This window comes from Kitasatospora sp. NPDC059088, from assembly GCF_042738155.1.
In the GTDB taxonomy this organism is placed as follows: Bacteria; Actinomycetota; Actinomycetes; order Streptomycetales; family Streptomycetaceae; genus Kitasatospora.
The window spans coordinates 1-12606 of sequence record NZ_JBHYGR010000202.1 but is presented as its reverse complement, the minus strand read 5'-3'; the positions used below and the strand labels follow the sequence as shown (position 1 = coordinate 12606).

Below are 12606 nucleotides of genomic sequence, written 5' to 3'. Positions count from 1 at the left end.
GGAGACCGACCACGGCCGGGCCGGGGGCGCGCCCCCCGGCCCCCGGGGGGCCGCCCCCCCCGGGCCCCGCCGGGCGGCGCCCGCCGCGCCGACCAGGTACCAGCACAGGTCCGGCGGGTTGAAGGTCGACCCGAGCACCAGGTGCACCAGCCCGCTGTGCCGCCCCCAGGCGTCCGGCAGGCCGGTGGCCTGGAACAGCTCCACCGCCCAGCTCACCGCGGCCGCCACCAGGGCGGCCCGCACCGGGCGCACCCGGGGCACGACCAGCACCACCAGGGCGTACACCAGCACGGTGTAGAGCGCGTCGCCCGCGTACTTGGCCACCTCCCCGGTCAGCACGGCGCGCACGCCCAGGCCCGCCGCCACCGTCACCAGCGCGGCCGCGACGGCGGGCAGTCGTACCGTCAGGCCGTTCCGAAGCTCTGTCATCCGCCCCACGGTAGGGCCCGGCCCTACCGTGGGGCCCGGCGGGCCCCACCGGGCCCACCGGCCCCGGGAACCACCGCGCCGCCCCGGACGTCACTCCCCCTGGCAAGCCATCCGTGCAGGTCACGGGCGGGAGTTCGAGCAAGGCGGGCGGGGCGGGGACAGTGGCGGACAACGGAAGCAGCACGGCACGGCGGCAGTTCGGCGTCCCCGGATTCGCGACCGGCCCGGACGGCCGGGCGCAGCGGGCCCGCGAGCAGGGCAAGGCCCTGCGGGAACGCGTCCCCCGGGAGCGGCACGCGGAGTTCGCGGCCGCGCCCGACCGGCCCACCGCCGTGGCGGCGATCGAGGCCTCCAACGCGGGCCGGATCCCCGGGCTGGTGCCGATCCGGGTGGGCCGGATGGCCGCCACCCCGTTCGCCTTCCTGCGCGGGTCGGCCGGGCTGATGGCCGCCGACCTGGCGGGCACGCCGGTGACCGGCGTCACCGCGCAGCTGTGCGGGGACGCCCACGCGGCGAACTTCGGCCTGTACGGCGACGCGCGCGGCCAACTCGTGATGGACATCAACGACTTCGACGAGACCGTGCCCGGCCCCTGGGAGTGGGACCTCAAGCGGCTGGCCACCAGCCTGGTGCTGGCCGGGCGGGAGACCGGGGCGAGCGAGAGCACCGCCCGGGCCGCCGCCGCGCACGCGGCCGGCTCCTACCGGCGCACCATGCGCACCCTCGCCAAGCTGCCCGCCCTGGACGCCTGGAACGCCGTGGCGGACAAGCAGTTGGTGTCCTTCACCGAGGCGCACGACCTCGCCGAGGTGCTGCGCAAGGTCGGCACGAAGGCCCTCGGCAACACCAGCGCCCGGTTCGCCGCCCGCAGCACCACCCGGACCGCGGACGGCGGTTGGCGCTTCACGGCCGCCCCGCCGGTGCTCACCGAGGTCACCGACGCGACCGCCCGGGCGGTGGCCGGGGCGCTGGGCCCGTACGTGGCGACGGTGCCCGCCGAGGTGCGCACCCTGCTGTCCCGGTACCGGGTGCAGGACGTGGCCTTCCGGGTGGTCGGCACCGGCAGCGTCGGCACCCGCTCGTACGTCGTGCTGCTCACCGACCACCGGGACCAGCCGCTGGTGCTCCAGGTGAAGGAGGCCCGGCCGTCCGTCCTGCTGCCGTACCTGGACGGCGGCCGGGGGCCGCGGCCGCAGGAGCACGAGGGGCGGCGCGTGGTGCGCGGCCAGAAGCACATGCAGGTGGTCAGCGACACCCTGCTCGGGTGGACGACCGTGGACGGACTCCCCTACCAGGTGCGGCAGTTCCGCAACCGCAAGGGCAGCGTCGACCCGGCCGCGCTGCTGCCGGGCCAGCTGGACGACTACGCCCGGATCACCGGCGCGCTGCTCGCCCGGGCGCACGCCCACACCGCCGACCCGGGCCTGCTCGCCGGGTACTGCGGCAAGAACGAGGCACTGGACGAGGCGGTCGCCGCCTTCGCCGTCGCCTACGCGGACCGCACCGAGGCCGACCACGCCGAGCTGCTGGCGGCGGTGCGCAGCGGGCGGCTGCCGGCCGAGCAGGGGGTCTGACCTCCGTTGTCGTAGGGCGGTACTAGATTGCCGGCCATGGGACTGTCGATCAGTGTGGGGACGCTCGGTTCCCCGGAGATGCGGGACGACGCCGAGGTGCTGCACCGGGCGCTGGAGGCTGCGGGGGTGGCCTGGCGGGAGCCGGCCGTGCCGGGGGGTGGCGGCGCGGTCTTCTCGGCGGGCTTCCCGTACAGCTACCTGTCCGGGCTGCGCCGGGTGTACGTGCTCCACCGGCTGGGCGAGCCGGTCACCGGGGCGCGCGGGGTGAGCCGGGAGCAGTACGAGGAGGAGCTGGAGCAGGTCGACGACGAGACGGTCGTGTTGGACTCGCACCTGCTCTGCCACTCCGACTGCGAGGGCTACTACGTACCGGCGGAGTTCGAGGACGAGGACCCGCTGTTCCTGCCCGAGGAGTCCGGTGTGCCCGGGGGCGCCATGGTGGGCTCCAGCGCCGCCCTGCTGGCCGAACTCCAGGGGTTCGCCGCCGCCATCGGCGTCCGACTGGCGGCCGACGGCTCGCTCGACCCGGCGGAGTCCGCCCGGTTGACCGATCTGCCTGCGGACGACCCCTTCGAGCCGGAGGTCTTCACCTGGCACCAGCTGTACCGGGCCTGCCGCGCCAGCCTGGACAGCGGGGCCGCGATCGTCTTCGGCTGAGGCTGACCCGACGGGAGGGGTCGCTCAGCGCGCCAGGAACGGCGCCACGGCGGCGACGTACTCGGCGGGCCGGGTACGGTGCACCAGGTGCCCGGCCTCGATGGTGACCAGGCGGCAGTCCGGGACGAGCCGGGCGAGTTCGGCGACCCGCTCCTGCGGGATGTGGCTGGTGGGCCCGCCGGCGACGACCAGGGTGCGGGCGGTGATCCGGGCCAGTCCCTCCCGCCAGGCCGGGTCGGGGGTGTCGATCTGTGCCTTGATCGCCCGGACCATCGCCCAGTCGAAGTGCGCCGGTTCGTCCGCGCCCTCGGGCGGCACGCTCGACGGGCGCGGGTACAGGGCGGCGATGTCCTCCAGGACGAGCCGGCCGATCCGCTCGGGCGCGGCCTGGGCGAGCAGGTAGGCGACCACGCCGCCCATCGAGTGGCCGACCAGGTCGACCCGGTCCAGGCCGAGCGCGTCGAGGAAGGCGAGCACGTCCTCGCGCAGCTCGGCCAGGCCGTAGCGGTCGGTGCGGCCGCTGTCGCCGTGGCCGCGCAGGTCGAGCGCGTACACGTGGTGGTCGGGGGCGAGGTCGGGGAGCACCGTGTCCCAGTCGGCGGCGCGCTCGCCGAGGGCGTGCAGCAGCACCAGCGGCGGGCCGTCGGGGCGTCCGCTCTCCCGGTAGGCGAGCGTGACGCCGGGCAGTTCCACCGTTCGTACTGTCGTCATGGACCCCACCGTATGCGCCGACCGGCTGCTACCGGACGGCCGTTCGCCCTCGGCGCACCGCAGTGGCGTCCTCGGGGGTGCGTTCCGGCCCGGTCGCCCGGCCGGCGAACACGGAGGCCAGTACGGCGAGTCCGGCCACCGCCGCGCAGACCAGGCTCGCCGCCAGGTAGGCGGAGCGGTGGCCGCCGCCCCCGGCCGTCTCGCGCAGGTAGACCCCGGACAGTGCGGAGACCGCGACGGCCGCCGCGATCCGCTGCGCCATCTGCAGGATCGCCCCGCTGACCCCGGCCGCCTCGGCGGGCGCGTGGCGCAGCACGTAGGCCTGGTTGGTGGAGCCCATCAGGCCGACCGAGGCGCCGCTGAGCAGTTGGAGCAGGGCCAGCAGCCAGGGCAGCACGGCGGCCGGGGCCCAGTGCGCGACGGCGCCGCTGAGCAGCATGGCGAGCGCGGAGCCGGTCATCCCGAGGGTGACGGTGCGCCGGCCGAGCCGCTGCACCACCCGCCAGGCGAGCGCGGAGGCGGTCGCCATGGCCAGCGCGGAGGGCAGCGAGACCAGGGCGGCGCCCATCGGGGACAGCCCCAGGCCGTCCTGGAGGAACATCGTGAGCACCAGCGAGGCGGCCAGCGAGGAGCCGAACTGGGCCATCGCGGTGGCCGTGCCGAGCGCGTACGGGGCGGAGCGGCTGAGGGCGGGGTGGATCAGCGGGTTCCCGCCGGTCCGGGCGTAGCGGCGCTGCCAGCCGACCAGTGCGCCGAGCAGGGCCAGGGCGCCGGCCCCGAAGGCCAGCCAGCCGGCCCAGCCGGGCGGTTGGACGAAGGGCAGCATCAGGACGAGGGTGAGCGCGCCGACCAGCAGCAGGCCGAGCAGGTCGAGGTCGGCGTGCCGGGTCGCCGGGCGGGGCGCGGGCAGGTGCCGGACGGCCAGCAGCAGGGTCGCCAGGCCGAACGGGACGTTGAGCAGGAAGGTCAGCCGCCAGCCGAGTTCGGGGCCGGCCGCCGCCAGGACCAGGCCGCCGACCGGCGGGCCGAGGGCGAAGGCCAGGCTGCCGGTGACGGCGTACATCCCGAGGGCACGGGCGCGCAGTTGGCCGTCGAAGACGTCCTGGAGGGTGCCGATCATCTGGGAGTTGACCAGTCCGGCGCCGACGCCCTGGAGCAGTCGGGCGGCGATCAGCACCTCCGGGGCGGTGGCGGTCGCGGAGACCAGGCTGACCGCGGTGAACAGGGCCAGGCCGGTGACGAAGAACCACTTGCGGCCCTTGACGTCCCCGAGGCGTCCGCCGGGGATCAGCGCGAGGCCGAAGGCGAGCGAGAACCCGGCGACGATCCACTGCAGGTGGGCGGGCTGGGCGTGCAGGGCCTCGCGCAGGGCGGGGATGGAGGTGTTCAGGACGGACTGGTCGATCAGGGTGGTGAAGCCGCCCGCGACGCAGACCAGCAGGACGCGGCGCCCCGCGGCGTCGAAGCGCAGCTTGCCCGCCCGCTCCGGTATCGGGCCGGTGGTGGTGCTCATGACTCGACCACCACCAGGGCGTAGCGGGCCTCGCCGGGGCCGAGGCTGCGGAAGCGCATGCTGCCGGAGCCGTAGCGCAGGCAGTCGCCGGGGCCGAGCAGTTCGGCCTCGCCGTCCAGGGTGAGCTCCAACCGCCCCTCGAACAGCCAGAGGTGGTGTTCCAGTCCGGGCAGGCAGGGGCGGTCGTAGGCGATGTCGGCGCCGGCCGGGAGCCGGCCCTCGATGATCTCGGCGTGCAGCGAGCCGTGCGGCGGGGAGACCGAGCGGCGGACGAAGCCGGTGGCCTCGTCGCGCCAGAGCTGCTGTTCCCCGGCCCGGACCAGCCGGGCGGGGCCGGACTCCACCTCGGCGAGCAGCCGGGACATGGTCCGCCCGTACACGGTGCACAGTCGCCCGAGCAGGGCGGCGGTCGGGCTGACCTCGGCCCGCTCCACCCGGGAGAGGGTGGACCGGCTGACGTCGGCCAGTTGCGCCAACTCCTCCAGCGTCCAGCCGCGTTCGACCCGCAACTCGGCGAGCCGTTGTGCCAGCCGTTCGTCGGCGGCGGTGTCGATTCCCATATCCGTGATGCTATCCCGGATACGGGATCAGCTTCCCGGGAGTTCTCCGGGAACTGTGGAGGTCTGACGGCGGCTCGGTCTCGGGGCGGCCTCGGTTCGGTCGCCCGTCGGCCGATGTCGAGCCGGTGATCATATGATGTCCGCCGACAAAGGGGCCGGTCAGCGGCCCGAGGGGCCCTTCCGCGGCCCACCGGCGAGGGGGAGCAACGATCGTGTTCGGCATCATCAGACCGTGCAGCCACCGGCTGTCCGAAGGCCTCCGCACCTCCTGGATGGCGCACCTGTGCGGGCTCTGCCTCGCCCTGCGGGACGACCACGGGCAGCTCGCCCGGACCGCCACCAACTACGACGGCCTGATCATCTCCGTCCTGGTCGAGGCCCAGGCCGCCCCGACTGACACCAACTGGCGCCGCACCGCCGGGCCCTGCCCGCTGCGCGGCATGCGCACGGCCTCCGTCGCCAAGGGCGAGGGCGCCCGGCTGGCGGCCGCCGTCTCGCTCACGCTCGCCTCGGTGAAGCTCCGCGACCACGTCGAGGACCGGGACGGCGTGTTCGCCCGCCGCCCGGTCGCCGCCGGGGCCCGCGCGGTGACCAGGCGCTGGGACCGGCAGAGCGCGGGCAGCGCCTCCACGATCGGCTTCGACACCGCCGTGCTGCTCGACGCCGCCTCCCGGCAGGGCGAGTTGGAGCGCTCGCTGCGGCCCGGCGGCTCCGTGCTGCTGGTCACCGAACCCACCGAGACCGCCACCTCGGCCGCCTTCGCGCACACCGCCGTGATCGCCGGGCGGCCCGGCAACGCCGCCCCGCTCGCCGAGGCCGGGCGGCTGTTCGGGCGGCTCGCCCACCTGCTGGACGCCGCCGAGGACCAGGCGGCCGACACCGCCTCGGGCGCCTGGAACCCGCTGACCGCCACCGGCACCGACCGCGCCGAGGCCGAACGGCTCTGCCGGGACGCCGTGCACGGCATCCGGCTCGCGCTGCGGGAGGTCGAGCTCACCGACCGGGCGCTGGTGCACGTCCTGCTCGCCCACGAGACGGAGACCGCGGTGGACCGGGTCTTCGGCCGGGCCGGGCACGCGGCGAACTGCCGACGCGGGCCGGCCGGCGCCGGACACGCCGGTTCCGAGCACGCCACCGCTGAGCACGCCACCGCCGAGCGCACCGGCGCCGAACACCCGCAGGACGCGCCGCCGCGTCAGACCCCGCCCGGGCAGGCGCCCGTTCCCCCGTGGGTGCCCCAGGGCCCGGGCTTCGGCCCGCCGATCGGCGGGAAGCCGCCGCACCCGCGCAACCTGCTCGCCGGGTGCGCGGTGTGGGCCCTGATGGCCTGCTCCTGCCAGTTGCTCTGCTGCGAGCACGACGACCCGTTCAGCCGGGAGCGCCGCAAGGGCTTCTGTGAGCGGCACGACTGCTGCGACGCCTGCGACTGCTGCGACCCCAGCTGCTGCGAGTGCGGCAAGTGCGGGTGCGACTGCTGCGATTCCTGCGGCTGCGACGGCTGCGACTGCGGGTGCGACTGCTGACGGTCGCTCAGTTCGCCTCCGGCACCGGCACCTCCTCCGCCTTCGCCTCCGCCTCCAGTGCCGGTTCCGATTCCGGCTGATCCGACGCCACCGGCCCGGGGTGCCCCCGCAGCACCCCGGGCCGGTTCGCGTCCCGGCACTCCTCCGCGCGCCGCCAGAGCGGCAGCACCGCCACCGGGCCGCGCGGCTCGGCGGCCTCAGGCCTCACGCCCCGCCACCTCCCGGTCCGCCGCCAGCGAGTTCTCCAACCCGGCCAGCAACTGCCGGAACCGCTCGGCGTCCTGCTCGGTCATCCGCCCCTCGGGCGCCACCCTCGGCCGCTCGGCCGTCCTGTCGTCCATGCCCCCGACGCTAGGCGGCGGCGATCAACGGGCGATAAACGAGGGACGCGTGGGGCGCAAGGGGCGTACCCGCACCGCATTCCACCCCGCCCGACGGCTTGGCGTGGGCACCGGCTGGTGGTTCAATGCCAATCGTTAGGAAGGTTTCCTAACAACGAATCGCCGGATCCGAGCAACGAGCACGACCTCTTCCCCCACCGAGAGGACGACTTCCCCATGGACCGCAGCACCTCCCGCAGGAGCACCAGGAACACCACCCGGACCGTGACCACCGGGACGACACTCGCCGCCTTCCTCCTGTCCACCGCCGCCTGCGGCGCCTGGGCCGTGGACCCGGCCCAGGCCGCACCGGAGCAGCCCGCCACCCCGGCGGCCGCCGCCCGGCAGGCGGGCACCACCCCCCGGGTGACCGCCGGCGGGCTCACCCCCGACCAGCGCCGCCGCGCCGACCAGCTGGTCAGCGTCTTCGAGAACAGCACCACCACCATCCAGTACGGCTACGCGGAGAACATCAACGACGGCCGCGGCGTCACCGCGGGCCGGGCCGGGTTCACCACCAACGACGGCGACGCCCTCAAGGTGGTCCGCGCCTACACCGCCGTCGCCCCCGACAACCCGCTCGCCCGCTTCATTCCCGAACTGGAGCGCCTGGCCGCCGCCGGCAGCGGCGACACCGGCGGCCTGCCCGAGGCCGACTACATCGCCGCCTGGCAGCAGGCCGCCCAGGACCCGGCCTTCCGGCAGGTCCAGGACGACCAGGTCGACCAGCGCTACTTCACCCCGGCCATGGACCAGGCCGACCGGCTCGGCCTCACCACCGCGCTGGCCCGCGCCGAGCTCTACGACGCCTCCATCCAGCACGGCAACGGCGGTGAGTACGACGCCCTGCCCGCGCTGATCGGCCGGACCACGGCCAAGGCCGGTGCGCCCTCGGCCGCCGGCGAGCGCGCCTGGCTGGACGCCTTCTTCGACGTCCGGATCGACGACCTGAACAACCCGGCCAACTCCTCGACCGCCGAGGAATGGCGCAAGTCCGTCGACCGGGTCGAGTGCCTGCGGCGGATCGCCGCCACCGGCAACTACGACCTGGACGGCCCGTTCACCATCACCGCCTACGGCTCCGGCTACACCATCGGCTGAGCCGCCCCCACCCACCGACCCGGGGTCCGGGCTCCGGGGTCCGGGGTCCGGGAGTGTGGGCCCGGACCCCGGCCCCAGGGCGGCCACCGCGTTCAGTTCCGTGCGCGTACCGCGGCGTCCAGCAGGAGGGCGGCGGCCGCCCGGGCCTCTGCGGCGGCCTCCGGGTCCCCGTGCACGGCGGCCACGGTGATCGCGCCCTCGGCCAGCAGGGCGAGCTGGGCCGCGGTGGCGGGCGGGGCGCCGACGGCGTCGACCAGGCCGGCCAGGTAGCCGGCGAACTCCGCCTTGTGGTGCCGGGCGGCGGCCGCGACGGCGGGGCTGGTGGCGCCCAGCTCGCCGAAGGAGTTCACGAAGGCGCAGCCGCGGAACCCGGGCTCGGCGAACCACCGGCCGAGCCAGTCGAAGACCGCGAGCACCTGGTCCCGGGGCGTGCCGCCGGCCCGGGAGACGTGGACGGCCAGGCTCGCCCGCCACCGCGCGTCGCGCCGCCGCAGGTAGGCCTCGACCAGCTCGTCCTTGGACGGGTAGAGCTGGTAGACGCGGCGCATGGTCAGCCCGGAGGCGGCCCGGACGGCATCCATCCCGACCGCCTGGACGCCCCGCCCGTAGAACAGCTCCTCGGCCGCGTCGAGGATCCGGGTCCGCGGGTCCACCTGTTCCATCTGCCGTGACCTTTGCGCGAGAACGATGATTCTCCTAGGGTAGCGACTGACCTGAGAACGATCGTTCTCACCGGCGGAATGCCCGTTCCCGAGGAGAATCCCGTGACCGAACAGCGCCCTCCCGTTCCCCCCTTCACCGAGGAGTCCGCCCACCGCAAGGTCCGCGCCGCCGAGGACGCCTGGAACACCCGCGACCCGCAGCGCGTGGCCCTCGCCTACACACCCGACAGCCGCTGGCGGAACCGGGCCGAGTTCCTCACCGGCCGCGAGCAGATCGCCGCCTTCCTCACCCGCAAGTGGCAGCGCGAACTCGACTACCGCCTGGTCAAGGAGCTGTGGGCGCACGACGGCGACCGGATCGCCGTCCGCTTCGCCTACGAGTGGCACGACGACGCCGGGCAGTGGTACCGCTCGTACGGCAACGAGAACTGGGAGTTCGACGCGAACGGCCTGATGGCCCGCCGGCTCGCCTGCATCAACGACCTGCCGATCGCCCCCGGGGAGCGGCTCCTGCACTGGCCGGCCGGCCCCCGGCCGGACGACCACCCGGGCCTCACCGAGCTGGGCCTCTGAGCGCTCCCGACCGGGTGGGCAGCGGCGGTTGACGTGGCGTCGGACGGCTTCGTCCGCACTGTTCCAAGGCTGTGACGGAGCCCGCACCGGCCGCGGACCTCGGACTGGGAACCTCCTTGTCGGAAGCGACAGGCACCACCGAGGGGGACCAAGAGATGTCCGTGCGCAACAGATTCGGCACCGCCGCCGCCATCGCCCTGATGACGACCGCGGGCGCGGTCCTGCTCTCCGCCTGCGGCCCCGAGAACGGCGACTCCGGCTCGACCGCCGCCACCGGCGCCCCGGTCACGGCGGCGCCGGGCGGCGGATCGCACTCCGGCAGCCCGGCACCGGGCGGCAAGGAGGTCAACGGCACCTCCGCGGCCAACCACCTGACCATCAGCACGGGCACCCGGACGGTCGCGATGAACGGCACCACCGTCGACTTCGGCACGGTGGTGCGCGACCTCGCGTGGTCCCCCGACGGCAAGAAGGTCGTCTTCGTCGACGGCGACGGCAACCTGCTGACCGCCGCCCCGGACGGCAGCGGAAGGACGACCCTCGCCAAGGCCCCCGGCGGCGAGACCTGGTCCCACCCGACCTGGCAGCACGCCGGCAAGGGGCCGAGCGGCGGCGCGGTGCCCGACGAGACCGACCGCTACAACAACATCGTGTTCACCGCCGACAAGGGCGGCGTGCTGCGGCTGGAGAAGGTGCCCGCCAAGGGCGGCGCCGTCGAGGAGCTCGCCCCGCACAACTCCGAGGGCGGCGACGCGGCCGGCGCCCCGCAGCCGCCGCAGACCGGCAACACCTGGGCCAACGCGGGCGGGCAGCAGGCCGACATCGCGTACGCCAACACCCCGGCCGGCGAGGTGTACATCTACGACGACTACATCCGCCCGGCCACCCGGGACATCGGCAAGGGCTCCCAGCCCGCGCTGTCCCCGGACGCCGGCAGCATCGTCTTCGTCCGCTCGGTGAACGGCCACGACCACCTGTTCACCCGCTCCACCGAACACGACCGGACGGCCGAGAAGGACCTCACCCCCTCGGCCACCACGGACTACACCGAGCCCGCCTGGTCCCCCGACGGCAGGACCGTCGCGGCCCGCACCCCGGACGGCATCAGCACCGTACCGGCCGACGGCTCGGCGGCCCCGGCCCAGGTCTCCACCCTCAAGGGCCTGCCGGTCTACCGGCCCTGAGCCCCGGTCGTCCCGGTCTCCCCGGCCGGGCGCGCCAACTCGGCGCGCAGCTCCGCGAGGTGCTCGTCGGCCGACTCGTGCGGCAGGAACTCGACCAGGTCGAGGAAGCGGAACAGCACCCGCTCCTCGGTGACCGCGTACTCGTAGTCGCCGAACCCGACCACCGCCCCCGTCCCGCCGCGCGCCGCACCGCGCACGGCGGCGGCGGTCAGCCCCTCCCCCGCGCCCTCGGCACTCACCCGCCGACGGGCGTTGGGCCGGGCCAGGTACGGGCACACCATCGACGCGTACAGCATGCAGGCGCGGTGCCCCGGGCCCTCCATGGTCGGCGCCAGGTTGCGGTACGGGCGCCCGGCCCCGAGCGCCGCCGCCATCGCGGCGCTCTCCGCCGGACCGACCACCCGCCAGACCGGACCGCGCGGCATGACGGCGCCGCACACCGAACAGCGGCGCTCCAGCGCGCAGTCGGCGCTGCGCCCGTGGTCGGTCAGCGCGAACTGGGGCTGCCCGTCCTGCCACGGCGTGATCGCCGGCACCGGGTACCCGCGGGCGTCCCGGGGTCGCTCCCCCACCTGGTCCGGCATCGGCACCTGTTCGAATCGCACGCCCCTATCGATACCAGCCGGACGCCCGGCCCCGCCACCGGCGGCGGGAGCGGCGGAACCGGCGACCGCGGGGCGGTCGCCGGTCCGGGGTGCGCCTCGGGCGCGCGGGGTCAGTTCCAGATGCCGGTGACGTCCGTCACCCCGGCCGCGTTGCCCGCGTGGCCGCTCGCCCCGGAGAGGTCCTCCAAGGTGCGCAGCACGTTGTAGTGGTTGTAGGTGGTGGAGCTGCTGCTGCCCGGCGTCACGTGGGCGCCGTAGACCAGGGTCGGGATCCGGTTGCCGGACAGGCTGTTGTCCTCGTCGAAGGTGACGACGAGCAGGCTGTTGTGGCTCTGCGCCCAGGCGGCGTACGCGCCGAGGTTGTTCTTGATCCAGGTGTCGCCGGTGCCGACCGAGCAGTCGTGCATGTCGCTGCACAGGTTCGGGATCACGAACGACACGTTGGGCAGCGTCGTGTAGTCGGTCGGGAACTGGGCGAAGGTCTTGGCGCTGCTGAGCGGGACGTTGCCGAAGCCGAACCAGGGGTTGTGCTTCTGCGCGTACTTGCCGCTGCTGCACACCGTGCTGCCCTGGCTGGGCAGGGTCTCGTTGTAGCTCGCCCAGGTCTTCCCGGCGGCGAGCACCTCGGAGGCCAGGTTCGGGGCCTGGAAGCCGCCGACCGTCACGCAGCTGTCGTCGACCCGGCCCTGGGTGGAGCCGGAGAACAGCGCGTAGTAGTTCGGCTCGCTGGGGTGGGTGATGGCGAAGGACTGGGTGAGGTTGGCGCCGCCCGCCTTGAGGGTGTTGTTGAGGTAGGGGGCGCTGCTGCTGCCGATGACCTGGCTGTAGGCGTGGTTCTCCATCACCACGACCACGATGTGGTCGGGCGTGGGCAGCCCGGCGGCCTGCGCGGTGCTGGCGGTGGCGGCCCACAGCCCGGCCGAGGCGGCGACCAGTGCGACGGCCGAGCCGATCGCGGTCGCGGTGCGGCGGGAGCGGGAGCGCGGACGGGGGGCGTCGTTCAGGGGCTTCGCGGACGAGGTCATGACGTTTCCTCGGGTGGAGGGCGGCCCCGACGGGGCCGCCCGGACGGGAGGTGGCTGAGCTACCCGGAGTTGCGACCCACCCCGCCCCGGGCGTGTCCCACCGTGCACA

At 74.9% G+C, this 12606-nt stretch carries 15 protein-coding genes; 6 read left to right on the top strand and 9 right to left on the bottom strand.

The annotated features are described in order from the left end of the window. Positions 1-429, bottom strand: a 429-nt coding sequence (locus ACFWXO_RS42845) for a DUF2809 domain-containing protein (RefSeq protein ID WP_380532008.1), incomplete at its 3' end; no start/stop codon positions are given. 161 nt (positions 430-590) lie between these two features. Here ACFWXO_RS42845 and ACFWXO_RS42840 point away from each other — a divergent pair. Then, positions 591-2003: a DUF2252 domain-containing protein gene (locus tag ACFWXO_RS42840; RefSeq protein ID WP_380532005.1), complete on the top strand. Its 1413-nt coding sequence runs from the start codon at positions 591-593 to the stop codon at positions 2001-2003. Positions 2004-2039: 36 nt separating this feature from the next. Beyond that, entirely contained in the window at positions 2040-2660 is a 621-nt protein-coding gene (locus tag ACFWXO_RS42835; protein WP_380532002.1) for a hypothetical protein, read from the top strand. A 24-nt stretch (positions 2661-2684) separates the two neighbouring features. Here the strand turns inward: ACFWXO_RS42835 and ACFWXO_RS42830 are convergent, their stop codons facing one another. From ACFWXO_RS42830 to ACFWXO_RS42820, 3 genes are read right to left on the bottom strand one after another with little or no spacing between them, the layout of a single operon-like run. Next, positions 2685-3371 carry an alpha/beta fold hydrolase gene (locus tag ACFWXO_RS42830; RefSeq protein ID WP_375886691.1) on the bottom strand — a complete coding sequence of 229 codons (687 nt, stop codon included), beginning with the start codon at positions 3369-3371 and terminating at the stop codon, positions 2685-2687. Between the two features lie 28 nt (positions 3372-3399). Continuing rightward, entirely contained in the window at positions 3400-4884 is a 1485-nt protein-coding gene (locus tag ACFWXO_RS42825; protein WP_375886689.1) for an MFS transporter, read from the bottom strand. Then, the gene (locus ACFWXO_RS42820) at positions 4881-5444 is read right to left on the bottom strand and encodes a helix-turn-helix domain-containing protein (protein ID WP_375886686.1); all 564 of its coding nucleotides are present in this window, start codon (positions 5442-5444) and stop codon (positions 4881-4883) included. The genes ACFWXO_RS42825 and ACFWXO_RS42820 overlap by 4 nt, the downstream gene beginning before the upstream one ends. Before the next feature lie 212 nt (positions 5445-5656). On the opposite strand from ACFWXO_RS42820, the gene ACFWXO_RS42815 reads away from it, so the two are divergent. Further along, the gene (locus ACFWXO_RS42815; protein ID WP_380531998.1) at positions 5657-6967 is read left to right on the top strand and encodes a DUF5685 family protein; all 1311 of its coding nucleotides are present in this window, start codon (positions 5657-5659) and stop codon (positions 6965-6967) included. Between the two features lie 7 nt (positions 6968-6974). On the opposite strand, the gene ACFWXO_RS42810 is transcribed toward ACFWXO_RS42815, so the two are convergent. Beyond that, on the bottom strand, positions 6975-7175 hold the full coding sequence (locus tag ACFWXO_RS42810) for a hypothetical protein (protein WP_380531995.1): 201 nt from the start codon (positions 7173-7175) through the stop codon (positions 6975-6977). Further along, positions 7165-7308, bottom strand: coding sequence for a hypothetical protein (locus ACFWXO_RS42805; protein WP_375886680.1), 144 nt, complete (start codon positions 7306-7308; stop codon positions 7165-7167). The genes ACFWXO_RS42810 and ACFWXO_RS42805 overlap by 11 nt, the downstream gene beginning before the upstream one ends. 216 nt (positions 7309-7524) lie before the next feature. Here ACFWXO_RS42805 and ACFWXO_RS42800 point away from each other — a divergent pair, with 216 nt between their 5' ends. Then, positions 7525-8448: a chitosanase gene (locus tag ACFWXO_RS42800; protein ID WP_380531991.1), complete on the top strand. Its 924-nt coding sequence runs from the start codon at positions 7525-7527 to the stop codon at positions 8446-8448. 92 nt (positions 8449-8540) lie between these two features. Here the strand turns inward: ACFWXO_RS42800 and ACFWXO_RS42795 are convergent, their stop codons facing one another. After that, positions 8541-9110 carry a TetR/AcrR family transcriptional regulator gene (locus tag ACFWXO_RS42795; RefSeq protein WP_380531988.1) on the bottom strand — a complete coding sequence of 190 codons (570 nt, stop codon included), beginning with the start codon at positions 9108-9110 and terminating at the stop codon, positions 8541-8543. Positions 9111-9212: 102 nt separating this feature from the next. On the opposite strand from ACFWXO_RS42795, the gene ACFWXO_RS42790 reads away from it, so the two are divergent. After that, on the top strand, positions 9213-9683 hold the full coding sequence (locus tag ACFWXO_RS42790) for a DUF1348 family protein (RefSeq protein WP_375886673.1): 471 nt from the start codon (positions 9213-9215) through the stop codon (positions 9681-9683). Between the two features lie 155 nt (positions 9684-9838). Then, positions 9839-10867, top strand: a complete 1029-nt coding sequence (locus ACFWXO_RS42785; protein ID WP_380531985.1) for a TolB family protein — start codon at positions 9839-9841, stop codon at positions 10865-10867. Here ACFWXO_RS42785 and ACFWXO_RS42780 read toward each other — a convergent pair. Further along, positions 10855-11472 carry a hypothetical protein gene (locus tag ACFWXO_RS42780; RefSeq protein WP_380531983.1) on the bottom strand — a complete coding sequence of 206 codons (618 nt, stop codon included), beginning with the start codon at positions 11470-11472 and terminating at the stop codon, positions 10855-10857. The two genes, ACFWXO_RS42785 and ACFWXO_RS42780, sit on opposite strands and share 13 nt — an antisense overlap. Before the next feature lie 110 nt (positions 11473-11582). Then, positions 11583-12497, bottom strand: a complete 915-nt coding sequence (locus ACFWXO_RS42775) for an alkaline phosphatase family protein (protein ID WP_375886664.1) — start codon at positions 12495-12497, stop codon at positions 11583-11585. Positions 12498-12606: the final 109 nt, after the last annotated feature.